Genomic DNA, 23,703 nt, shown 5'->3' on the forward strand with positions numbered 1-23,703 from the left:
AGGAGAGGTCATGTCCCGCAACACTCTGAACACGCTCAAGGATTTCAAACTGTCGGCCGGCAAGAAAGGCAAGTTCTACTCCTTGCCGGCGCTCGAAAAAAGCCTTGGGGTGAATGTCTCGCGCCTTCCGGTGTCGATCCGCCTGGTCCTCGAATCCGTGCTGCGTAACTGCGACGGCAAGAAGGTCACGGAAGAACACGTGAGGCAATTGGCGAACTGGGCGCCAAACGGCGAACGCACCGACGAGATTCCTTTCGTCGTGGCCCGCGTGGTGCTGCAAGACTTCACCGGCGTGCCTTTGCTGGCCGACCTGGCCGCGATGCGCAACGTCGCCAACAAGATGGGCATGAACCCGAAAAACATCGAGCCGCTGGTACCGGTCGACCTCGTGGTCGACCACTCGGTCACCATCGACCACTACCGCGAAAAGAATGCGCTCGACCTGAACATGAAACTGGAATTCTCGCGCAACAACGAGCGCTACCAGTTCATGAAGTGGGGCATGCAAGCCTTCGACACCTTCGGCGTGGTCCCTCCCGGCTTCGGCATCGTCCACCAGGTCAACCTGGAGTACCTGGCGCGCGGCGTGCATAAAGCGGGCGACACCTACTACCCTGACACCCTGGTCGGCACCGACTCGCACACCACCATGATCAACGGCATCGGCGTGGTCGGCTGGGGCGTGGGCGGCATCGAAGCCGAAGCGGGCATGCTGGGCCAGCCGGTCTACTTCCTGACCCCGGACGTGATCGGCGTGAACCTGACCGGCGCACTGCGCGAAGGCTGCACCGCGACCGACCTGGTGCTGACCATCACCGAAATGCTGCGCAAGGAAAAAGTCGTCGGCAAGTTCGTCGAATTCTTCGGCGCCGGCACCGAAACCCTGTCGCTGACCGACCGCGCCACCATCGCCAACATGGCACCGGAATACGGCGCCACGATGGGCTTCTTCCCGGTTGACGACGCCACCATCGACTACTTCGAAGGCACCGGCCGCACCACCGAAGAAATCACCGCGTTCAAGAACTACTTCAAGGCCCAGAACCTGTACGGCGTGCCGCAGGAAGGCGACATCGACTACACCCGCGTGGTCTCGCTCGACCTGTCCACCGTGACCCCGTCGCTGGCCGGTCCGAAGCGTCCTCAGGACCGTATCGAAATCGGCAACGTCAAGAACAACTTCATCGAACTGTTCTCCAAGCCGACCACCGAAAATGGTTTCAACAAGAACCCGGCCGACCTGACCAACCACTACGAAACGACCAACGGCGTGCACGTCAAGAACGGCGACGTGCTGATCGCGGCGATCACCTCGTGCACCAACACCTCCAACCCGAGCGTGCTGCTGGCCGCCGGCCTGCTGGCGAAAAAAGCGGTTGAAGCGGGCCTGACGGTCGCGCCGCACATCAAGACCTCGCTGGCCCCTGGCTCGCGTGTGGTCACCGAATACCTGACCGCCGCCGGCCTGCTGCCTTACCTGGAAAAGCTGGGCTTCGGCGTCACCGCCTACGGCTGCACCACCTGCATCGGCAATGCCGGCGACCTGACCCCGGAACTGAACGCGGCCATCGCCGAAAACGATATCGTGGCTTCGGCTGTGTTGTCGGGCAACCGCAACTTCGAAGCCCGGATCCACCCGAACATCCGTTCCAACTTCCTGGCCTCGCCGCCGCTGGTGGTGGCCTACGCCATCGCCGGCAACATGACGCGCGACCTGATGACCGAGCCAGTCGGCAAGGGCACCAACGGCAAGGACGTCTACCTGGGCGACATCTGGCCGACCTCGAAAGAAATCGGCAAGCTGATGAAGTTCGCGATGAACTCCAAGGTCTTCAAGGCCAACTACGCCGACGTCAAGGGCGCACCGGGCAAGCTGTGGGAAAACGTCACCACCACCACCGGCCAGGTCTACGACTGGCCGAAGTCGACCTACATCGCCGAGCCGCCATTCTTCGACGGCTTCGAGATGATCCCGAAAGCGGCAGCGACCGGCATCAGCGGCGCGCGCGCACTGGGCGTGTTCGGCGACTCGATCACCACCGACCACATTTCGCCGGCCGGTTCGATCCAGGAAAGCGGCCCTGCGGGCAAATGGCTGCTGGCCAATGGCGTGCAGAAGGCGGACTTCAATTCCTACGGCTCGCGCCGCGGCAATCACGAGATCATGATGCGCGGCACCTTCGCCAATGTGCGTATCAAGAACCGCATGATTCCGGCCAAGGCCGACGGTTCCGCTGTCGAAGGCGGCATCACGATTCACCAGCCGAGCGGCGCCCAGATGTCGATCTACGACGCAGCCATGAAGTATGTGGCCGACGGCGTGCCGACCATGGTGTTCGGCGGCGAAGAGTACGGCACGGGTTCCTCGCGCGACTGGGCCGCCAAGGGCACCCAGCTGCTGGGCGTGAAAGCGGTCATTACCCGTTCCTTCGAGCGTATTCACCGCTCGAACCTGGTGGGCATGGGCGTGCTGCCGCTGCAATTCATCGGCGACGACAGCGTGCAGACCTTGAACATCACGGGTAAGGAAGTGTTCGACCTGAAGGGCCTGGAAGGCGAGATCAAGCCGCAGCAACTGGCGACCCTGGTCATCACGCGCGCCAATGGCGACGTTCAGGAAGTCAAGGTCCTGCTGCGTATCGATACCCCGATCGAAGTCGATTACTACAAGCACGGCGGTATCCTGCCATTCGTGCTGCGCCAGCTGCTGGCCGCGTAATCAGCCACACCCGCCGAGCGCGGGGCTGGCACAAAAAACGCCGGATTCGTCCGGCGTTTTTTTTCGTCCGGCGATGTTGCGGCAAGGCCGAGTGAGCGCCCACTACCCACCCTCCCGCTCAACTTTTTTTCACACTTCTTGCGCCGTCTTCATGGGCAAGGGACGAATGAACTACAATACGGGCGATAAGGGTTTATCATTGTTACGACATTATTGATCCGTTCATTCACTTACAAAGACTCTTATACGCCATGCGTCGTCCAACCAAAGATTCATCCCATAAGTTGTCGGCCGAGAGCCAACGCCTGGTCAGCATCAGCCAGGCAATCGTCCAGGCGTCCAGCCGCATTGAAGAACGGGCCTGGGAACGCCAGCTCGATACGCACTTGCAGCGCCTGCTCAAGAGCGGGCACCAGGATACCGTCGACACCACCCTCAACGTGCTGTTCAAGGAAGACCTGAACGCCTACGATACCCTGATGGAAGGTGTCGAAGCGGTCAGCGAATCGTCGACCATGGTCGAGCAGCACGAGGGCACGGAAAAGACCTTCCAGGCACTGCTGGTGGCGGCGCCGATCCTGGCGTGGACCCGTTTTTCGATTGCGTCGGGCACCATTCCGGCCGAGCTGCTGCAAACCCTGTCCGCCCATTTTTCGGCGCACCTGCTGGCCGATGGCGTGCAGTTGGCCATGGCGCCGACCCTGTTCTCGATCGACCAGTTGCCACGCACCCACGCCGAAACCTACACCACCACCCACAAGCTGGCCCAGGCCGCGCACAAGGGCACGGCCGTCAAGCCGATGGCCAAGCCGGCCGAGACCGCGCCCTTCCTGGCCGACACGCGCTACCTGATGGTAGCCATCGTGGCGCCGCTGGGCGCACCCCTGTTCCGCTGGCAGGAGCCGCAGTTCCAGTCGACCTTCATGGTCGAGCGCGCCAATGCGCTCGAACAATGGCGTGCCCAGGCCGGTCCGACCATCACGCGCCTGCTGCCGGGCTGCGGAGTCGAACTGCTGCTGCCGGAAGCGTATTACGTGGCTTGCCGCGAAGCCGATAAGCTGATCCGTCCGGTATCGGTGCGCGCCGCCGTGCATTACCTGACCAATACCTTGGGTGTGGAAGCGTCCGACCTGCGCGCCGTCATTGCCGGCTTCGGCGACGAATCGGCCGAAGGCCAGATCGACGAATACCGGGTCGGCTTCACCATGCGCCAGACGTCCGATGTCATCTACGGCATCGTGTGGCCGCTGTACGGGCAGGAAGATGAAGACGGCACGCCGGTGGAAGGCTTGTCGGCGGCCGCCCTGGGCGGCATGGACGAGCCGAAGGCGCCGCTCGACGACATCATCGGCCACCTGAACGAAGCTGGGGTCACCCACATCAAGCGCCATAACGAGCGTTTCGTGACCGAGTATTGCGACGATTGCGACGCGCCCCTGTTTGCCGACCCAACTGGCGAACTGGTGCACGCGGAAATGCCGGAAGACGCGCCTGCCGGCACCGAGCATTTTCACTAAGCACGCATTGCCGCATCGAGAACCCGGGCCCGCCCGGGTTTTTTTACGCCGCAAGCTTTGTTGGGCGCGCACAAGATAACGAAATGCCAACACCCCTACACTCCTTGAGTGGCTCGTCCGGGCCGCGTCAACGCACTGTGGAGAACAAGCATGGACGATATGATGATTCAGGTGGTGCCGGTGTTGACCGGATTTATCGATACTTTCATCACCTGGTTCCTGGCAATCGCCCGGGTTTTCAAGTGGTAGGCAAGCGGCCCTTGTAGCTTGCCGCAACGCGTGGGCGCCCTGCCCACGCCGGCATCTTGCGCCTGGTTCCGGGCGCCGTCCAGCCCCGGTGCGAGCCGGACCCGCACCTCATCCACGCCCGGGTTCCTTGTTTCCGGGTGCCCCCACTTCAGCGATGCGGCAGCGCCCCGGCGCGACCGTCCGGCGCCCCGTTTGCTGGCATCCGGCGATCACAAAAATTGCACTTTTACATGTGCGGCAATGATAAAATAGCATGATTATATTGCTGCAGGACGCGCTCGACACAAGCACGGATGGTCCAGGCTCCCTGCGCTCGCCCCCAGGTTTTCAGGCTTTTATCCGTCGCCGCGGCAGCCGGCTTGCCGCATGCGCCGCATCCATGGCCCCGGGTTGGCCGATCACCGCCCTGCCAGCCAAGACTATTCCGAGAGTGAAGCATGCAACCGATACCCTATGCTCCTGCCACTGCGGCAACGCCCGCGCCGGATGACGCCCCGGCCGCACAACTGCTGCACGACGTCATCGTCCAGACAGCGCAGCTGCCGGCACGCGCCGACGGCATCGCCGTGGGCCGCTTCGACGCCATCGGCGACGACGGCGTTGCCCTGGTCAGCATTCCCGCCTTCGGCTTGAGCCGCATCGCCGCACGCACACTCAGTGCGCTCGACCCCGCGCAGATCGGCCAATCCGTCGCGCTGGGATTCGAATCGGGCGACCCGCGGCGTCCGCTCATCCTCGGTTTCATGCTGGCGCCGCAAGCGCCGCCGGCGCAGGCCAGCACCCATGTCGTGCTCGACGGCGAACGTGTCGTGCTCAGCGCCGAGCACGAAATTGAATTGCGTTGTGGTGAAGCCGCGCTCGTCCTAAGTGCCGATGGCCGCATCCAGCTGCGCGGCACCTACATCACCAGCCAGGCCAGCGCGACCCAGCGCATCCTGGGCGGTTCGGTTCACGTCAACTAGGGCCGGCATGGACATTCAAGTCGCCTCGAAGCATTTGATTGCACAGGTCGCCACGTCGCTCGACGTCGATGGGCGCGAGCATCTTGTGATCGTCATCAAGGGAAGCTGGCGTATCCCCGAGGAAGGCCAACGCCCGCGCCCGATCGCACCATCGCCGCTGTCCGTGAGCGATGCCTTCGTCGGCGAACCGGGCCTGAGCGCCCTGCTCTACGGCGACGATTTCGCGCGCTATAAACCGCGCTGCGACGTCCTGTTCGATGCATATGCGCATGCGCCCGACGGCCAGGAAGTGCAAGAGATCACGGTGGCATGCCAGGTTGGCCCAATGAAAAAAGGCATCAAGGTGGTCGGCCCGCGCCAGTGGCGCAAACTGATGGGCATCTACACGCTCACCAAACCCGAACCTTTTACGCGCATGCCTTTGCACTACGGTCATGCCTTCGGCGGCGCCCGCACCTACCAGCAAGGCTGGGGCGAGAACCGGCAGACCATGACCGAAACCATGCTCGCCAATCCGGCCGGAATCGGATGGGGCGGCAAACGCACGGGCGGCGACCTCGATGGAGAAAGCGCACCGAATCTGCAGGCGCTCGGCGAAACAATCAGCAGCCCGACCGGCAATTACACGCCGGTCGCCTTGTCGGCCGTCGGCCGCCACTGGACGCCGCGCAGCGACCATGCCGGCACCTACGACAAGCATTGGGAGGAAAACGTCTGCCCCTTCCTGCCGGAAGATTTTGACGAGCAACACAACCAGTGTGCAGCGGCCGATCAACAGATTGCCTACCCTGGCGGCGGTGAAACCGTCATCTTGCGCAACATGATGGCCGGACGGCCGGACGTGCGCTTCACCTTGCCGCGCCTTGACGACCTGCAGGTGCGGATTCTGCGCACCGATTACAGCACCGAGATCCTGGCGCCGGCGGTCGACACCCTGTTCTTCGAAACCGAAAAAGGCAGTTTCTCGGCGATATGGCGCACCAGCGTGCCGATCCGGCGCCGCATCCAGGAATTCCTGGTGCTGGCGGTCGGTCCGGTCGACCCGGCGTGGTGGCAGCGCCAGCGCGCGGGCGCCGGCGGCTGCCACGGATGCGGCCACGGGATGGATGACAACGAAGGGTCGGCATGAATTCCTTAACGAAAAACAGTTTCTGGAACAAGTTTGGCGCCGGGCCCGCCGACACAGCGTCGACGCCGGCCCTGGCCATCCGCGCGGCCGGCCTGTGTTGTGCGGTCGGGTACAACCTGGATGCGGCCGTGTGCGCCATGCGCGCCAACATGGACCATTTCCAGCGCAGCGACTTCAAGACAGGGCGGCACGAGCGAGTGCTGGTGGCGCGCCTGGACGACGACAATGTATGGGGCCAGGGACGGCTGGCGCGCTGGATTGCCCTAGCCATTGCGGATTGTCTGAGCACGGTCGGGCAGTGCGACGTCAGCAAGGTGCCGCTGGTCTGGCTGGCCCCCGAACCGGAACGCAGCGGCAGCGACAGCGATTGGTATGCCAGCGTATTCAGCCAGGCCGTCGACCAGCTCGGCCTGCAGTTTCACCCGCGTTCCGGCGTCATGGCGTCAGGCCGCGCCGGGCTGGCGAATGCACTCAAACAGGCCGCTGCGCTGCTGGCGTTGCCCGATTGCGAACAGGTGCTCCTGGTCGGCGCCGATACCTACCTGAACGCCACCACCATCAACGCCTATCTCCAGGCTGGCCGCCTGCAAGTGCGGGGCAACAGCGACGGCTTCATTCCCGGCGAAGCCGCTGCCGCCGTTCTCTTGCAGAAAGCGGCGGTGGCCGCCGCCGGCGAACCGGCACCGGCCCGGCACGATGGCGAGGTGCGCATCCTCGGCTTTGGCACCGGTGACGAGCCTGGCCGCGTCGATGGCAGCGTGCCGAGCAAATCGCAGGGATTGACCGCAGCGATCCGCGCGGCGCTCACGATGAGCCGCCTTGCATTCGAGGACCTCGCATTCCGGGTCAGCGATCAGAACGGCGAGTCGTTTTTTGCGCGCGAAGCATCCAATGCCATGACCCGCCTGGCGCCGGCCGGCAGCAACCTGCCGGGCCTGGTGACGGTGGCCGACTGCCTGGGCGAAGTCGGGGCGGCGACCGGACCGGCCATGCTGGCCTATTTATTCAAGACCATGCGCCATCCGGCAGGGCCGGGTGCCGGCGGATTACTGCACTTAGCCAACGACAACGGGCTGCGCAGCGCAGTGATATTACAACGAAGCATAGCCTAGGAGATTGCAAGCGATGGACACCCACGTGTATGCCAATGACAATCAAATTTCATCCAAAGCGGCCGATGGAAAATCGTTTTCCTTCCCCGATCCCTGCTGGAGCCCGCCGCCTCCCGGCGTGGGACCGGTGGTCATTCCCTACCCCAATACCGCGTTTGCCAAGCATCTCCAGAATGGAAGCTCAACGGTATTTATTTGCGGTACCGAAGTGGCGCTGAAGAATGTGTCGTATTTTTCGACCAGCACCGGCGACGAGCCGGCGACCCTGCTGTTTAAAAAGGGCGTGAAAAGCGGCGTCATCAAAGGCAAGGCGTATTTCACCCAATGGTCATCCAACGTGAAATTCGAAGGATTGAACGTGTGCAGGCATAACGACACCATGACGCACAACCACGGATGAGTAAATGACAACGCAACCCACCAAGGCAAAAAAGCGGGCGGCCACCGCCACAGCCGGCGGCCCCAAGCCGAAAAAGGCCCGCGTCGCCAAACCCAAGGCCGTCAAGCCCAAGGTGCCCAGGGCGAAAAAGCCGCGTCGTCCGGTTCAGAAAGCCGGCAATACCGCCGATTACCACTACTTTCATAACAAGACCGATCATGGCGACTGCAAGGACGACTACGACCGCATTATAGAAAAATGCGCCGACACACCAGCCAACGATCAAGCCGCCGCCGCCTCGAGACAAAATTCCAAGCTGGGCACAAACGCCGCGCCTTCGGTGAAAAGCCATGAAACGGATGTCAAGAAAGCGCTCGTGGATATTGACGCCCAGGCGAAAATAGACACCGGCTTCAAAAGCACCAAAAAGAATGCGTGGATGAAGAACTGCACCGGCTTGTGGCAGAAGCCGGGCGGCGAACGCGGTCCGGACAATGCCAAGGTGTCGAACACCCAAAAATTCAAGGATCAGCTGACGACCACCTTCGCGAACTCGCCGGATCTGCTCACGCCGGGTCCGATGGAAGACATCATGGCCGCGACGATGGCCTCGGCCGCCCATGCGGACCCCTGTATCAAGGCGAGAAAATGCCTCTTGATCCCGTACATGGATGCCGATAAGACCGCCGCCGGCAATGGATGCTGCCCCGGCCAGACCGGGCATCACCTGCTCCCGAGCGCCATGTTCGACCAATATGCGCCGGAGCTCAACAGCGACAAGAAAACCTATAAAAGGAAGATGAAAAACGATGGCCGGCGGCCTTGCTGGAAAGGCTATGAGCATAATGCGGCACTGACGATTTGCCTGGAAGGCACGACCAATCGCTCGGCCAACGGCAGCCACGGGCACGCGCACAAAGAGACGGGCGACATTCTGGACCGCTTTCGAAAATCGGCCGACATGCCCTATACTGACGCGCGCAACGAGGTGGCGGACATGTTCGCCACCATGTTCGGATGCGACTCCAAATGCCTGTCCGAGCAGCTCGACGATTCCTTAAAGAACAAGCACAGCTGCGGTGACCTCGACAAGGCAAAAGTTTCCCCGCACTCTGGCGAGGCGAACGGCGGACCGGACGCGCCCACCGGCCCGGTCCCGGCCCCCACTGCCGCGCCGCTCACACCGACCAATGTAATTTAGGAGATTTCGATGGACGAGGTTTTTAACAAGGAAACGTGGACAAAATTTGTCAGCGGATACACCATCTTCGATTGCGCCATCATCCGGGAAAAAGGATTCGGCTTCATCCTGGTGGAAGAGCGCGACAGCCGCGATCCCCTGCCGAAAACACGCTTTATCAACATGGCGATCGACCAGCCGATCGAGAACCGCTTTGCCGTCTCGGAGAGCGAGGACTTTACTTTCACCTCGATCGCGGCCAGCATGACCCCGCCGGAATACGTGTCCGTCGATACGCGCAGCCAGGTGTATTCGGCCAGCGGCCAGCGCAAGGGCCAGGAAACGGCCATCGATGACTTGATCGACATGAGTACGGTTGGCGCACGCGTGGGCATCGTGACGAAAGTGGTTCGCGCCGCCGGGCAAATCTACGCCATCGGCGACTACCGAAAAATATACCGGCGCCTCGGCGTCGATCAGTGGATCGAACTGGGCAATGAAGGCAAGGGCGTTCCCCTGCCGGCCGACGTGGCGACCTCGGGCGCCCTGCCCAGTACCTTCGGTTTCAGCGACATGAGCGCCTTCGACACCAACGACATGTATGCGGTGGGCGGCAAGGGCGATGTCTGGCGTTTCGACGGCAGCAAGTGGCACAACTGCCCGATTCCAACCAATGCAAAACTGAAAACGGTATGCTGCGCCGGCGACGGCGTGGTCTACCTTACCGAAGCAAACGGCAGCGTGTGGGCGGGCCGCACCGATAACTGGAAGCTGATCGCGGAAGCGGATATCGCGCCCGGATACCAGCCGGTGGATGCCGCCTGGTTCAACAATCGCCTGTATCTGGGCGGGCAAGAGGGTATCTGGACGATCGATGTGAAGAAGAAGCTGGTCGTTCCGCTTCAGGAAGTCGAGCCGGATGCGCCGAACCCGACCAATGGCGGCCGGCTCGATATCAGCCCCGACGGCAAATTCCTGCTGACAGCCGGCCCGCACGGCGCCTGTCTCCACGATGGCAGCGGATGGCGCCGGCTTTTCAGCGCATTCGATTATCTTTGAGCGGCAACGGGGGGGGAACACGCTGCATCGCGGCCCGTGGCCGCGCCCGCGCGGATGACCTCCTCCCCAGCTAACCACCCGGTATCCCATGCAACTACAACAAAATCGCCAGGTCATTCCAGCCATGGTGCGCAGGCACGTTGAAGACACGGCCTTTTACTGGTCGCAATACGACGTCTCGGAACAGTCGTTCACGCTCAGCCTGTCCGACCTGATCCGTTTCAACGGCACATTGCAAGCCCATCTCGACGGGATCGCGGTCGCCGGCAGCGGTGCATGGCCGTTCGCGCTGGCGGCACTCGAACGCTGGAACAAACCAGGCGAGGCGTTCGCCTGCACCTATGCCGCCATCCTGGACGGCGACCCTGCCCGGCTCGACCTACTGGCCGCGCACATCCAGGCCAGCCCGGATGCACTGCTGCGCGGCGCGATCAGCGCCTTGGCCTGGGCGCCATGGCCGGCGGCCGAGCGCGCCATTGCGCGCTGGAGCGCACCCGGCGCCGAACCGGTGATGCTGGTCGCCGCCCTGCGCGCCCTGAACCTGATCAATCAGTGCCTCGTATCGGACCCGGCATCGACGGACAGCGATACATGGCTGCAAACGCCGCTGCCCGAATTGCTGGCCAGCCCGAACGCGCATGTGCGCGCCGCCGCATGCCGCCTGGCTGCGCAGGCCGATGAGGATGAGCAGGTCAAGCAGCTGGTGAAGGCAGCGCTGCACGACGGCGACCTTGCCGTGCGCGCCCAGGCCGCCATCGCAGTGGCGCGCCTGGCGCGCGACGGGGCGTATGCTTCCCGATTCGATGAGCAAGCGGACCACGAACTGCGCCTGCGCAGTGTCGATACCTTGCGCCACTGCGTTGCCAGCCAGGTTGCACTGCTCGCCGGCGCCAGCGGCTGGTTTGCGAAACAAGCCAGGCGGCGCCTCGAGCGCTGGGTCGAACATCTCGCCTGGATGATCGAACCCGGCAGCGGCGAGCTGGCGACCATGCTGGCGGCCATGCCGGTGCGCAGCGCCTTGCATTTCGTGGCTTGCCATGGCGATCCCGCCCATCTGCCGTTCGTCGTGCACCAGATGAACGATCCGGCCACGGCGCGCTATGCCGGCTGGGTGTGGCAAGTCATCAGCGGCGTCGATATCGTCGGGGCCGGGCTGATTCTCGCGCAGCCGGCGGTCTCCGCCGACGCCACGCTCGACAGCGCCCCGGTCGACGCCGACTTCGGCCTGGTGCTGCCCAACGGCGCGGCGATCGCCCGCCATCGCTTGTCGCTGCCGGCCGGGGAACGCTGCATCAACGGGCAGCCGGCCGACCACGCGTCCATGCTCGAGATCATGGAGGGAAGCAGCCAAGCCATTCGCCGTATTGCGGCTCAACACCTGCAATCGCTCGACCCGCTGTTCATTGTGCCGGTGCGCGCACCGGCGGCGATCCAACTGCAGTGCGCCGACACGATCGACGCACTGATGGACCTGGAACACGCCGCATGAGCATGCTCGATCCATGGGACCACGCCAGCGCCCTGGCGCAACGCCTGCAAGCGCCCGAATCACGCCTGATGATCGTGGTCGGCGCCGAAGCATGGTGCGCCCGCTGCCGCGAGGTCCGGCCCGACGTCGATGCCCTGGCCGCGCGCGCGCCCGACGACGAGACCTGGCTGTGGCTCGACATGGAGGACCATGGGCAATTCCTGGGCGACTACCAGCCCGGCAATTTACCGATGATGTTCGTGTATCGGGGTCAGCGCCTGGTATCGGCGACATTTCTGGACAATGGCGCGACCCTGGAGCGCGCCGCGACAGGCGCGCCCATGCACCCGGACGACATTCCAGCCGACCCCGGCATTCGCGCACGACTTCTCCAGCAGGATTGGGCGCTGGAATAGCAGCGCCGCAATCCCCCACCGGCGCCGCTCCAGCGTGGCAAACGCGCCACAGCCGCGCCATTTGCGCTCCCCGCATCCCGGGCGCGAGCGTGTTTGCCCGCCGTCATTTCTTGCAAATATAGCTTCAAAGTAAGCGAATTTTGCTAAAATGACAGCTATTTCATAGTATCAGCATCCTTTCAATCTTGTAATTGACAGTCGGGAACGTCGATGGCGGTTTACAAAATACAGCGTCCGGACGGCAGCACCGAGTTTACCGACAGGCCGCAAGGCGCGGGCAGCATCTCGTCGGTCAACCGTAACGGCAGCACCACGACCGTGCGCGAGCGCGAGCGTACCGCCGATGAACACAACCGGGAGATCAAGTCGCTGATCATGCAGGCGCGCACCCGCGGCGCCAAGCTGGCCGATTACCTGGAATACATCGACTACCTGCGCCACTACAGCCCGGTGCGCTTCGACCGCGTGATGCGCGAACTGCGCGATGAAGATCCGCAAGCGTGGATGAAGCTGCAAAAGTATGCGCAGTTCCGTCCACTGAGAGAAACGAGCATCGGACTCAAGGCCGGCACCAACATCATGGGCGCCTCGGCGGGGCTGGCCAACGGCAAGTTCGGCGGCAGCATGGAAAAATGGATGGAGAGCACGCTCAAGGATGCGATGAAGCGCGACCGCTACGGCCCGTACGCCGAGGTGCTCGGCGAAAAAGCCAGCACCCTGCCCACCAAGACCGCGACCTATTCCAATTCACGCCTCGGCCAGTACATGAAAATCGAAGTTGCCGAAGCCGAGGTGGCATCCGCTAAGGCGGCGAAAGAACTGGCCGGCAGTAAAGCCGCGTTACGCGCCGCCAAGGGCACGGCCGTGGTACGCGCCGCCGGCCCGGTACTCGACGTCCTCATCGCCGCCCTCAATCCGGATGTGCTCTCGACCGCCGCCATCGTGGTGCTGCGCAAGCGCATGGACACCATGTTCCACGACGGCGTGTTGTCCGAGGAAGAATATATCGATGCCCGCAATTTGCTCAGCCAAAGCAAGTACGGCGAACTGAAACGCTCCCTGGACAAGGCCCAGGCAGCCTACGTGCGGGGTGTGTCCAAGTGAGCCGGCGTACTCCCCTGCGCGCGGTATGGCTGGCCTTGCTCTTCACGACGGCAAGCCTCGCCCAGGCCAAGGCGCCGCCGCCCGCGCTGCGCTGCAGCGAAGCGCGCGACAGTGGCGACGCCGCCGCGGACGTTGCGCGCGACTTCAAGCCTGGCGTCGCCCCGCGCATCTTCCTGGCCCTGGGCCGCGACCGTTACGCGACACTCAAGCAAGTGCTCGCCGCCGGCGACGATCCGAATGCCTGCCACGCCGGCATCAGCCCGCTGATGCTGGCCATCGCCAGTGGCGACCTCAAGGCGGTCACGATGTTGCTCGACGCCGGCGCCCGCACCGACAGTCCGCGCGATGCCATCGGCGCCACGCCGCTGCAGCATGCGCTCAGTGCGCCCCAGTTCGCCATCGCCGGCCTGCTGCTCGATCGCGGCGCCGATGCGCGCCTGGTCGACGACGGCGCCAAGACCGCGCTGCACAGCCTGGCGCTGCAGCCGCTGCCGCCCGCGCCGCAGCGCGCCCTGCAAATCGCCCTGGCCGGCCGTCTGTTGCGGCTGCAGGTGCCGCTCAATGCGGTCCACGTGCAGGGCAGCACCGCCCTGCATATGGCGATTGCGTCCGGCAACCTGGACCTGATGAGCTTTTTGCTCGACCAGCATGCCGACCCGGCGCTGCCCAACAAGCGCGGCGAAGACGCCCTCGCCTATGCGCGCCGGCTCGGCCATGCCGCGCTGGTGGCGCGCCTGGAGCAGCATCTTGCCAAGGTGGCCGCCCCCGCCGCCAGCGCTCAGAAACACACTCCGTGACTCGTCACATGCTCACCAAAAGGATGCCCGCATGACCCGCCAGAACAACCGCCTGCTGCGCCTGAATTTTCCGAACGGAGATGGCCCGTCCAGCCTCGTTGCCAACAGGCTCGACGCGGTGGAAGGCTTGTCGCGCGACTTCCACTTCACCATCGAGTGCCTGACCGACGACCCCCACATCGCCCTCAAGGATGTGCAGGGCAAGATGGTCACCGTGGAACTGGTGCGCGAAGACGACACCATGCGCTACTTCAACGGCTACGTGTTCGAGTTCCGCCGCGTGCGCGCCGACGGCGGCGAAGTGTATTACGACATGGTCCTGCTGCCGTGGCTGGCGTATCTGCGCCTGCGCCGCGACAACTATCTGTTCCACGACATGAGCATCCAGGACCAGAGCGACGATATCTTCGGCGACTACGCGGTGCGCAAGAGCGAGTTCCGCATCAACGGCGCGGACCCGATCATGACCGACGCTTGCCAGTACGACGAGTCCGACTACAACTACCTGCACCGGCGCTGGGAAGAAAAAGGCTGGTTCTACTGGTACGAGCACACGGCCGCCGGCCACACCCTGATCCTGTCGGACGATTCGACCGCCGCCGCGCCCATCGACGGCCCGGCCCACATTCCCTTCAACCGCGCCGCCGGCACCGAGGAAGACGACGCCCTGGGCGAATGGACGCCGGTGCGGCGCCTGGTGCCGGCCAAGTACGCCTTGTCCAGCTTCAATTTCAAGAGCCCGAAGCCGCTCAAGACCCAACTGCCTACCGTCAACGAGCAGGGCGACGTGCTCAAGAAGGAAGTGTACGAATACGTCGGTGCCTACGGCTTCAAGGATGCAGGCGACGCCGACACGAAGACCCGCCTGCGGCTGGAAGAAATCGAAGCAAGCGGCAAGCATTTCGAAGGCGCTGGCAACGACCGCTACGTCCTGCCGGGCCGTAGCTTTACGCTCACGGAACATTTCGATGATGGTGGCAAGGAATTCCTGATCATGGAAGTGCGCCACTCGGCCACCAACAACTACCAGGTCAACGTACAGACCCCGTCGCACTACGAAAACCGGGTTTCGTGCATCCGCAAGCAGATCCCGTGGCGCCCGGGGCGCGGCTACAACAGCGTGGAACCGAAGATCTACGGGCTGCAAACGGCGCTGGTGGTCGGTCCCAAGGGCGAAGAGATCCACACCGACCAATACGGGCGGGTGCGGGTGCAATTTCACTGGGACCGCATCGGTGAATACGACGAGAAGAGCTCGGCCTGGATCCGGGTCGTCACCTCATGGTCGGGCGCCAACTTCGGCGTCACGGCGATCCCGCGCATCGGCTCGGAAGTGGTCATCCAGTTCATGGACGGCAATCCGGACCGCCCGCTGGTAACCGGCATGGTGCCCAACGAAGACACGATGGTGCCCTGGACCCTGCCCGACAACAAGACCCAGAGCGGGATCCTGTCGCGCTCCACGCCCAAGGGCAGCTACGCCAACGCCAACGCCCTGCGCTTCGAGGACAAAAAAGGCCAGGAGCAGCTGTGGCTGCACGCCGAGAAGGACCAGCTCACCGAGGTCGAGCACGACGAGGATAAATGGGTCGGCAACGACCGCCGCAAGACGGTCGACCGTGACGAGACCAACCACGTCAAGCGCGACCGCACGGAAACGGTGGACCGCGACGAAACCATCACCGTCCACAACAACCGCAAGGAGCGGGTCGACCACAACGAGAACATCAGCATTGGCGACAACCGCACCGAGGATGTCGGCATCAACGAAACCATCACGATCGGCGCCAACCGCACCAAGACCGTGGGGCAGAACGAGACCGACACCATCGGCGGCAGCTGGGATATCAATGTGGCGCGGATGAAGACCGAAACGATCGGCCTGGCCTCGGTGCAGAACGTCGGCATGGCGCGCATGGACAACGTCGGACTCGGTTACGACCTGAACGTGGGAATGATGATGGCGACGGTGGTCGGCAAAAGCCAGATCACCCACGTGGAAAATTCCATTTCGATTAACGCGGGCGACGAACTGTCGATCACGGTGGGCAAGGCGAAGCTGGTGATGAAGTCCGACGGCACGATTATTTTTAACGGGCACACCTTCAGCGTCGGCACCAGCGACGAGCAAATCTTCAAGGCCGATGGCAACATCACCCTCAACGGCAAGAAAATCATGGAGAACTGATCGCGCCAGTCTGGCGCCGGCTGGGCCAGCAGCCGGCGCGGTAGCCGACGCGGTAGCCGACGCGGTAGCCGACGCGGCAGCCGACACGGCGTTGACAGGAATGATTGCGTCCGGCTGCGCGGCATGAGCGGAACGAAACGCGTATGCTCGGCTGTACATTCTCCACCAAAGGCCGCCATGCGCAAACTGCTGATTCCCTACCTCATACTCATCGCCGGGATGGTCGTGCTGGATGTGCTGTGGCTCGGTTTCATCGCCAAGTCGGTGTACGCCGACGGCATCGGCCACCTGATGGCCGCACAGCCGCGGGTCGCGCCGGCAATTGCCTTTTACCTGTTGTATGCGCTCGGCCTGATGGTCTTCGCCCTGCCCCCTCACGGCCCGCGCCGCACCCTGCGCACCACACTCACCGCGGCGGCACTGTTCGGCACGGTGGCGTACGCCACCTACGACCTGTCCAACCTCGCCACACTGCGCGACTGGCCCCTCAGCCTGGCCCTGATCGACATCGCCTGGGGCTGCGTCGCCAGCACCCTGTCCGTTCTTGCCGCCAAAACGGCCATGGACAGGCTAGGGCCTACTTAGCAATCGCCTTTCCTGTTGCACGGCCCCGACGACGTGCGGTCCTTCTGCTCCACCATGACCTCCACGGCCGAATCCCTGGCAAACTTTAAATGCCCCAATCCGAAATACCAGGTCCTGACCTTGGGCGAGGACACCGTGCCGTCCACCCGGACCTGACGCACACCTTCGTTGCCATCACCCTCATCGTCTTCTGCACTGCCAAGCAAATATTTGCCTGCCACCAGATTGCCATTGACGTAAAAATGCGTCATGCCGCGCGAGACGGTGTCGCAGTCGACATTCCCGAGCACGAACAGCGCGTGCATGTAGATAGCCAGGGTGAGCCGTTTCGATTTCGCCGTGCGCAACGTCGTCGTCCTGTTTGCGCTCAAGCGCGACAACCTGGGCTTCGGTCAGCACCTCACCCGTCGCTGCCACGTGGGCTTCGAGCGCTTTTAGCCGCTTCTTGAACGACTCCAGATCGCGGCGTAGCCATACTGAGCGCACACCGGATGGCGAAATGAAAATGCCACGCTTGCGCAGCTCGTTGGAAGCATGTACCTGCCCTAAGGCCGGCTGCTCCAGCGAGAAGGCGACAACGGCAGTTTCCGTGGCTTCCTCGACGCGGTTCTTGAGCTTGGGTTTCTTGCGCGGTTCGCGTTGATCGGGGCATCGATGCCGCCGGCCTCGACGGCCGACTGGTATCGATAGAAGGTATCGCGGGAAAATCCCATCACCTTGCAGGCACGGGATACGTTGCCAAGCTCAGTTGCCAGATTTAGCAGACCGACCTTGTGTTTGATGACGCTTTGAGGAACACTGCTCATGGGCTTACTCCTTGGCGCTTATGCGCTGGTTTGATAAAGATTCGCACCTCTATCAAACCGGGTAACCCCACCCTTGGCAAGGCCTTACTGTCAGATCAAGTCGGAACTACTACAACTGATGCAAGGCTACTTCACTTCCCGCCACCAAACACGATGCGGAGTTATGTGCCGCAATGCGCGGGCGCCCTTCAGGAAAGGTCAGGCGGACCTCCGGGCGCCCTGGTCAACTTTTATCAGGTCAGGCGCGGCGCCGGCGGCGTGCCATCAGGCCCACCAGCACCCCACCGGCCAGCATCATTGCACCGGTAGCTGGTTCTGGAACAGCAGACACTGAATCCGCCCACGTCGCTGTGGAAGTATACAAGCGCCCTTGTCCCACATCGTTTCCCGTGACCAGATAGCGCGACAAACCGTAGTCACGGTCGCCATTGGTCCGCAGCGAATTGGACCAGGTCTGGTTAAAGGTGCGCTCGACACCGTTGTCCAGCGTGCGCAAATCAAGCTGGACGAACAGATCGCCGCGCAAGTCTTCCCCTTGCCGCGCGTCCGCGTGCAGATTGCCGGTCGCCGAGAACATCAAGCCGGTATGGGGCGTCAGTGTGAAATAAAAATTCTGCTCGGCTTGCGCGTTGTAACTCAGATTTTGTCCATGCTGGGTCACCAGCGAGACATGGGAGGATGCATGGGTATAGTCCGAACTGGCTTCCGCGACGTTGCCGAGATGCGTAATGCGCGCGCTGCCCGGGGCGGAGTAGGACACCTGGGAATCGAAGGGCCATGAATGGTATACCGCCCGATAACCGGCCCTGTCGGTAAACGTGATCATGGGTGTGATGCCATCGTTCAGATCCAGGTCGACCAGTGAAAAGCTGATCTGCGAGACGGACGAGCGCACGTCGGCATTCAGGGCATGCGCCATGGGCGCGGTGGTCAACAGTGCCGCGGCCAGCAGGCCGGCAAGGTGCATTGGTTTTTTCATGGTGTCGGGGGTGGGTGGGGAGATGGGATTGCTCATGGCTGTGTTAATCATGGCTGCGCCGATCATGGCCGCGCCGATTTTCTGCGGCGCGCCGCACCGACGACCAGCAGGCCGGCAGCCAGCATGGCATACGATTCAGGTTCGGGCACCGGCGGTATCTCGACAAATGCGTGGTTCGAGATCTCGACATATGCGCTCACGTAGCCGGTGGCCGCTACACGGGATGCCAGATAACCGCCCAGCTGGTACACGCCGCTGCCCAGCGTGGTGGAGGCCGAATCGCCGAAGCTTCCGTGCTCACTGACGTCGTCAACCGCGTCGTCCAGCCCGCCGCCAAAGTACACGCTGGCCGAGCCGCCGCCCGATGCGGTGTGGTCCGCCGACAGCGAGCCCAGCGCTGACCAGGTCACGCCGGTATTGGCGCTCAGGGTAAAGCGTTGCAGTCTGTGGGCTGTGACGTACAGGCCAGTTCCACTGGCCACGGAGGGCGCCAGCGCACCGCTGGCGGAGGCCGACGTGCTGGTGACGCCAGAACGCACGTTGCCGTAGGCGTTCGCGATAGTCAATTCGCCAAACGCCTCGCTTTGAAGGGTCTCTCGCTGATCGTAGCCGATGGAGGCGACCTGGCTGTTGACGGTGCTGGTAAAGGTCAGCGACGGAGTGATACCGTCATTCAGGTCCAGATCGATCAGTTGATACGACAGCTGCGTGATCGAGCCTGAAGTGGCGTTCGACGCAGCATGTGCTGACGAGCCGGCCGCCAGCAGCGCAATGCCCATGGCCGCCGCGATGGCGGCCACACTGTTTAATTTCCGCATATTATTCCCGTGAATACTCGGCGCCAATCGCAGAGTTATGGACATAATAACATTGACCAATATCTATTTTTGTATCTTCCTGCTGACATTCGGGACTCTGTGACTGCCACCGTCACTGCCCCGGCTTGGCCAGCACCCGCGCCAGCACCTGCTGCTCCAGCGCGGCGAAACGCGCCGTGCCGCGGCGTCCGGCGCGCGGCAGGTCCCCCGCCAGATCCAAGGTCAGGCGGCCGTTTTCGATCAGCAGCACGCGGTCGGCCAGGGTCAGCGCTTCCTGTACGCCGTGAGTTACCAGCACGGCGGTGAAGCCGCGCTCCTGCCACAGCGACTCGATCAGCTTCTGCATCTCGATGCGGTCCAGCGCCTTGCCGCGAACCGCTGCATCGCGTCGGCCAATCCAGGCGGCTCGGCCCTGGTCGGCATGGCCAGCAAGCACGGCACCGAGGAATCCTTGGGCAACATCATGGCGTCATCCACAAAAATCTGCACCGTGGTGCAGTTGCCACAACTGGGCGCCAATGCCCACGCATCGTTTGCATGCAAGGCCCCGGCCAATACGGCAATGTCGATCAATTTTGTAAAGAACGGCACCCACGTCATGATGATCTACGCGCCGCCTGACCGCGCTGCGGTCGAAAGCGACATCAAGGCACTGGAAGTTGTGACAAAGCGGGCATTTGACCGCTTCTGATATCAGTCAATGTAGCGCCTGAAACGCGCCTGGTGAAACGACAGCGCGTCGTTCCACCAGGCGTGGCAAGTACAGTGGTACGCAGCTTGTCCAGCGCGGCGCAAGCCGGGGGAAACGCGTATGCTCCGCTGTACTTTCTCCACCAAAGACCGCAATGCGCAAACTGCTGATTCCCTACCTCATACTCATTGCCGGGATGGTGTTGCTGGATGTGCTGTGGCTCGGTTTTATCGCCAAATCAATCTACGCCGACGGCATCGGCCACCTCATGGCCGCGCAGCCGCGCTTCGGTGCGGCGATCGCCTTTTACCTGCTGTATGCGCTCGGCCTGATGGTCTTCGCCCTGGCCCCTCACGGCCCGCGCCGCACCCTGCGCACCACACTCACCGCGGCGGCCCTGTTCGGCACCGTCGCGTACGCCACCTACGACCTGTCCAACCTCGCCACCTTGCGCGACTGGCCGCTCGGCCTGGCCCTGATCGATATCGCCTGGGGCTGCGCCGCCAGCACCCTGTCCGTTCTTGCCGCCAAAACGGCCATGGACAGGCTAGGGCCTGCTTAGCAATCGCCTTTCCTGTTGCACGGCCCCGACGACGTGCGGTCCTTCTGCTCCACCATGACCTCCACGGCCGAATCCTTGGCAAACTTTAAATGCCCCAGACCGAAGTACCAGGTCCTGACCTTGGGCGAGGACACCGTGCCATCCACGCGGACCTGACGCTCGCCTTCATTGCCATCACCCTCATCGTCTTCTGCACTGCCAAGCAAATATTTGCGTGCCACGAGATTGCCCTTGACGTAAAAATGCGTCATGCCGAGCGAGACGGTGTCGCAGTCGACATTCCCGAGCACGAACACCGCGTGCATATAGCCGGTATCCAATGCGCGGCAATGAAGGTCGCCATTGATGACCAGCAGACGGTCACCCTCAAGCAGGGCGTCCTCGAATGGCGAGAGGGTTTTTTTGGCGAGCGTTTTTTTGGACGCCGCATCGGCGATCTGGATGTTTTCGTCGAGCGTGACATTTCCCTCAAAAACGAGCGCCTGCTTGACGTCGGCAAACTCAGTGAGCGCATCCTCGTCCTTTCTCGAAAGAGGACTGAGCAGCGACACCAGCTTGTAGCGCTTGATCACTTCCTTGGCCGGCAGTACCGAAAACGGCGCATTCGGCAGGGCGATGCCTTGCTTCGGAACGGGCTTGAGCACCGCCGCGTGAACAGGCGACAACACCAGCGCGGCGCCGGCAAAAACGGATGCGATAATACGGAAATGAGAAAACATCGAACGGACTCCTTGGTCGGTGCGGGCACAATGGCAAATCGTTTATTTTACGTCAACACTCGCCACGGCCGTTACCAGAAATTCCCGCCCGACCGCGAGCGCCCTCCTGTCGTCGAACGCGAGGCATCATGACTGCGGGCGCGTGGTCCGCCACCGACGTGCATCATCCGCCGTTCAAAACCAGCATGCTGCGCTCATGGGACGATCAATGGGTTTTTCTCGACAGCGTGGACTTCCGCATTCACGGAATCGGATTCTCGCATCCGGACAGCGCGTGCGTGGCGGGCGCCTTTGCCTGCGAAATCGCAGCGGATCTGCGCCGTCTGAGCCAGCAAGACATAGCGGACAACGAGGCACTGATGCAGCGCCTGTTTTCATCGGCGCGCTACGACAACGATCCGCCCGACCTGGGCACGGACCTCTCCCGCCAACTGGATCTGGACACCTCGTCCTTCGAACACTGCGCCGTATTGTGGGGACCGGAACCGTTCGCTGGCTGCCTGTCGCTCCTGATTCGCTTGCGCCGCCACGATATATTCATCGGCCCGGCGCATGGAAAGAACCAGGGCGCCGGCCCGCATGTTTTTGCACTCCCGTCCGGCGCATTCCAGCATCACCTGAGGGAAGTGCTATGCCGCCTCTCAATTCCAGCTACCACGCCGAATACGGCAAGGTAATCAGGCTCGAATTGAAATAGCGCCGATCATGCGTGACTTCCTCGCCGATCCAGTCCGGTTTATCGAATGGCTGGTCTTCCGACGCCAGTTCGATTTCAGCGAACATCAAGCCCGCGTTCGCCCCCAGGAATTCATCGACTTCCCACACATTGCCCGCGAACGCAATCCGGCGCCGGTATTTTTCGATTATCGGCCGTTCGCACAAACGGTCGAGCAGCTCATTCGCATCAAGCAGCGCAATGGGATACTCCCACTCGCCGCGCGTGGCGCCCACGCTGCGCCCCTTGATGGTGAGGCTGGCCTTGTCGCCCTCGATACGCACGCGCACGGTGCGGTCCGGATCGGTGGACAGATAACCCTGGCGCAGCAGCACCGGCTCGCCCAGAGCGCGCCAGGCGTCGCCCGCGAGCAGGAACTTGCGCTCGATTTCGACGCCCACGATCAGCCCAGCGCTTTCAGGATCGGCTGCAGGATCGCCTTGCCCAGCTCGCTGCTGCGCGCCCCATTCCAGCCGGTGTAGGAATCAGGCAGGTCGGCATTGTCCTTGAACGGCATTTCCAGGGTCAAGGATAGGCACTTGAAGGTATGCCCGATATACTTCGACGCCAGGGTCAGCATGTCTTCCTTGTATTTGCTGGCCGCGTAGCCGTGCACCTTCTGGAAGTCGGGGCTGGCCGCGATGTAATTGTCGATGAAGGATTGTTGCAGCGCGGCACGCTCGGGCGTGAAATCGTTCAGCATTTCATTGCCGGCCACAAAGTTGTACGGCAAGGCTTCATCGCCATGGATGTCGAAGAACATATCGCAGCCGACTTCGTGGATTTTTTGCTTCACGCACAGCACTTCCGGGCTGCGCTCCAGCGATGGCGTCATCCACTCGCGGTTCAGGTTGGCGCCGGCCGCGTTGGTGCGCAGATTGCCGCGCACCGAGCCGTCCGGATTCATGTTCGGAATGATGTAGAACACCGCGCTCTGCAACAGCTTGCGCGAGATCGGACTGGCGTTGTCGAGCAGCGCATCCATCATGCCTTCGACAAACCATTCCGCCATCGTCTCGCCCGGATGCTGGCGCGCGATGACCCAGATTTTCTTTTCGGCGGCAGGATTGCCAATCACCACCATGTTCATGTCGCGGCCGTCGACGGTGGTGCCGATATCATGCACGCGCGCAATCGGATTCTCCGCCACTTCGCCCAACAGGCGCAGGTGGCGTTCCCACGAATACGGTTCGAAATAGGCGTAATACACGCTGTCGAGTTCCGGCGTGTGGGTCACGCTCATGACCTGGCCGTCGAAGGTGGTCGGCACGCGGAACCAGTTTTCGGTATCGTAGCTGGCTGCTACCTGGTAACCCTCGAAACCGGCGGCGTAGGTCGCCTGGCCGGCGTTCAGGAAGCGGATCGTGCATGCCTGCCCGCGCGCGCCCTGCAGGCGGAAGTGAAACCATTGGTGGATGTCGGCGTGCGAGTCCGAGCGCAGGTTCAGGTCGATCTGGCTGGCTTTCTCGGCTTGAACGATGTCAATGGCGCCGGAATCGAAATGCTGGCTGATTTTAATGGGCATGGCGGATCCTTCTCTTCGGTTCTC

Annotated in this window: 24 protein-coding genes and 2 pseudogenes; 17 read left to right on the top strand and 9 right to left on the bottom strand. The window is 62.6% G+C overall.

What is annotated here, in order from left to right:
- The first annotated feature begins 10 nt into the window (after positions 1-10).
- A complete protein-coding gene (gene acnA, locus IV454_RS31465) occupies positions 11-2,719 on the top strand; it encodes an aconitate hydratase AcnA (RefSeq protein ID WP_206089487.1) in 2,709 nt (902 codons plus the stop codon).
- Between the two features lie 251 nt (positions 2,720-2,970).
- Positions 2,971-4,236: a DUF2863 family protein gene (locus IV454_RS31470; RefSeq protein WP_206089488.1), complete on the top strand. Its 1,266-nt coding sequence runs from the start codon at positions 2,971-2,973 to the stop codon at positions 4,234-4,236.
- A 167-nt stretch (positions 4,237-4,403) separates the two neighbouring features.
- Here IV454_RS31470 and IV454_RS31475 read toward each other — a convergent pair whose 3' ends face one another.
- Positions 4,404-4,601: a hypothetical protein gene (locus tag IV454_RS31475; RefSeq protein ID WP_206089489.1), complete on the bottom strand. Its 198-nt coding sequence runs from the start codon at positions 4,599-4,601 to the stop codon at positions 4,404-4,406.
- Between the two features lie 321 nt (positions 4,602-4,922).
- Between IV454_RS31475 and IV454_RS31480 the strand changes: the two genes are divergently transcribed.
- The 12 genes from IV454_RS31480 to IV454_RS31535 all read left to right on the top strand — a co-directional run bounded on the left by IV454_RS31480 (position 4,923) and on the right by IV454_RS31535 (position 16,864).
- Positions 4,923-5,447, top strand: a complete 525-nt coding sequence (locus tag IV454_RS31480; protein WP_206089490.1) for a DUF6484 domain-containing protein — start codon at positions 4,923-4,925, stop codon at positions 5,445-5,447.
- A 7-nt stretch (positions 5,448-5,454) separates the two neighbouring features.
- Positions 5,455-6,576, top strand: a complete 1,122-nt coding sequence (locus IV454_RS31485; RefSeq protein WP_206089491.1) for a DUF2169 family type VI secretion system accessory protein — start codon at positions 5,455-5,457, stop codon at positions 6,574-6,576.
- Positions 6,573-7,688 (top strand): hypothetical protein, encoded by a 1,116-nt coding sequence (locus IV454_RS31490; RefSeq protein WP_206089492.1) that lies wholly within the window; start codon positions 6,573-6,575, stop codon positions 7,686-7,688. Before IV454_RS31485 ends, IV454_RS31490 begins: the two co-directional genes overlap by 4 nt.
- A 13-nt stretch (positions 7,689-7,701) precedes the next feature.
- Positions 7,702-8,088, top strand: coding sequence for a DUF4150 domain-containing protein (locus tag IV454_RS31495; protein WP_206089493.1), 387 nt, complete (start codon positions 7,702-7,704; stop codon positions 8,086-8,088).
- A 4-nt stretch (positions 8,089-8,092) separates the two neighbouring features.
- Positions 8,093-9,268, top strand: a complete 1,176-nt coding sequence (locus tag IV454_RS31500) for a hypothetical protein (protein WP_206089494.1) — start codon at positions 8,093-8,095, stop codon at positions 9,266-9,268.
- 9 nt (positions 9,269-9,277) lie between these two features.
- Entirely contained in the window at positions 9,278-10,306 is a 1,029-nt protein-coding gene (locus IV454_RS31505; protein WP_206089495.1) for a hypothetical protein, read from the top strand.
- A gap of 88 nt (positions 10,307-10,394) precedes the next feature.
- Positions 10,395-11,795, top strand: coding sequence for a hypothetical protein (locus tag IV454_RS31510; protein WP_206089496.1), 1,401 nt, complete (start codon positions 10,395-10,397; stop codon positions 11,793-11,795).
- The gene (locus tag IV454_RS31515; protein WP_206089497.1) at positions 11,792-12,190 is read left to right on the top strand and encodes a YbbN family protein; all 399 of its coding nucleotides are present in this window, start codon (positions 11,792-11,794) and stop codon (positions 12,188-12,190) included. The genes IV454_RS31510 and IV454_RS31515 overlap by 4 nt, the downstream gene beginning before the upstream one ends.
- Positions 12,191-12,400: 210 nt before the next feature.
- Entirely contained in the window at positions 12,401-13,294 is an 894-nt protein-coding gene (locus tag IV454_RS31520; RefSeq protein ID WP_206089498.1) for a DUF4124 domain-containing protein, read from the top strand.
- On the top strand, positions 13,291-14,091 hold the full coding sequence (locus IV454_RS31525) for an ankyrin repeat domain-containing protein (protein ID WP_206089499.1): 801 nt from the start codon (positions 13,291-13,293) through the stop codon (positions 14,089-14,091). Before IV454_RS31520 ends, IV454_RS31525 begins: the two co-directional genes overlap by 4 nt.
- Positions 14,092-14,122: 31 nt before the next feature.
- Positions 14,123-16,279 (top strand): type VI secretion system Vgr family protein, encoded by a 2,157-nt coding sequence (locus IV454_RS31530; RefSeq protein ID WP_206089500.1) that lies wholly within the window; start codon positions 14,123-14,125, stop codon positions 16,277-16,279.
- Between the two features lie 177 nt (positions 16,280-16,456).
- Positions 16,457-16,864: a DUF2177 family protein gene (locus tag IV454_RS31535; RefSeq protein ID WP_206089501.1), complete on the top strand. Its 408-nt coding sequence runs from the start codon at positions 16,457-16,459 to the stop codon at positions 16,862-16,864.
- Here the strand turns inward: IV454_RS31535 and IV454_RS31540 are convergent.
- The 5 genes and pseudogenes from IV454_RS31540 to ssuB form a co-directional block, all read right to left on the bottom strand.
- Positions 16,861-17,169, bottom strand: a complete 309-nt coding sequence (locus IV454_RS31540) for a hypothetical protein (RefSeq protein WP_206092942.1) — start codon at positions 17,167-17,169, stop codon at positions 16,861-16,863. The two genes, IV454_RS31535 and IV454_RS31540, sit on opposite strands and share 4 nt — an antisense overlap.
- A gap of 1 nt (position 17,170) precedes the next feature.
- Positions 17,171-17,670, bottom strand: a pseudogene (locus tag IV454_RS31545) (helix-turn-helix domain-containing protein); the annotation flags it as partial.
- Between the two features lie 238 nt (positions 17,671-17,908).
- On the bottom strand, positions 17,909-18,715 hold the full coding sequence (locus tag IV454_RS31550; protein ID WP_229521962.1) for a PEP-CTERM sorting domain-containing protein: 807 nt from the start codon (positions 18,713-18,715) through the stop codon (positions 17,909-17,911).
- Positions 18,712-19,467: a PEP-CTERM sorting domain-containing protein gene (locus tag IV454_RS31555; RefSeq protein ID WP_206089502.1), complete on the bottom strand. Its 756-nt coding sequence runs from the start codon at positions 19,465-19,467 to the stop codon at positions 18,712-18,714. Before IV454_RS31555 ends, IV454_RS31550 begins: the two co-directional genes overlap by 4 nt.
- 112 nt (positions 19,468-19,579) lie before the next feature.
- Positions 19,580-19,831: pseudogene (ssuB, locus tag IV454_RS31560) on the bottom strand (aliphatic sulfonate ABC transporter ATP-binding protein); the annotation flags it as partial.
- Between the two features lie 87 nt (positions 19,832-19,918).
- Between ssuB and IV454_RS31565 the strand changes: the two are divergent.
- Positions 19,919-20,158 carry a hypothetical protein gene (locus tag IV454_RS31565; protein WP_206089503.1) on the top strand — a complete coding sequence of 80 codons (240 nt, stop codon included), beginning with the start codon at positions 19,919-19,921 and terminating at the stop codon, positions 20,156-20,158.
- 154 nt (positions 20,159-20,312) lie between these two features.
- Entirely contained in the window at positions 20,313-20,720 is a 408-nt protein-coding gene (locus IV454_RS31570) for a DUF2177 family protein (RefSeq protein WP_206089504.1), read from the top strand.
- Here the strand turns inward: IV454_RS31570 and IV454_RS31575 are convergent.
- Positions 20,717-21,439 (bottom strand): hypothetical protein, encoded by a 723-nt coding sequence (locus IV454_RS31575; RefSeq protein ID WP_206089505.1) that lies wholly within the window; start codon positions 21,437-21,439, stop codon positions 20,717-20,719. The two genes, IV454_RS31570 and IV454_RS31575, sit on opposite strands and share 4 nt — an antisense overlap.
- A gap of 128 nt (positions 21,440-21,567) precedes the next feature.
- On the opposite strand from IV454_RS31575, the gene IV454_RS31580 reads away from it, so the two are divergent.
- Positions 21,568-22,116 carry a hypothetical protein gene (locus IV454_RS31580; protein WP_206089506.1) on the top strand — a complete coding sequence of 183 codons (549 nt, stop codon included), beginning with the start codon at positions 21,568-21,570 and terminating at the stop codon, positions 22,114-22,116.
- Here IV454_RS31580 and IV454_RS31585 read toward each other — a convergent pair.
- A complete protein-coding gene (locus IV454_RS31585; protein ID WP_206089507.1) occupies positions 22,091-22,555 on the bottom strand; it encodes a CYTH domain-containing protein in 465 nt (154 codons plus the stop codon). The genes IV454_RS31580 and IV454_RS31585 overlap by 26 nt on opposite strands.
- A 2-nt stretch (positions 22,556-22,557) precedes the next feature.
- Complete coding sequence (locus tag IV454_RS31590) at positions 22,558-23,679, bottom strand: M14 family metallopeptidase (RefSeq protein WP_206089508.1); 1,122 nt, start codon at positions 23,677-23,679, stop codon at positions 22,558-22,560.
- Positions 23,680-23,703 lie beyond the last annotated feature (24 nt).

It is taken from the genome of Massilia antarctica (assembly GCF_015689335.1).
GTDB lineage: Bacteria > Pseudomonadota > Gammaproteobacteria > Burkholderiales > Burkholderiaceae_D > Telluria_A > Telluria_A antarctica.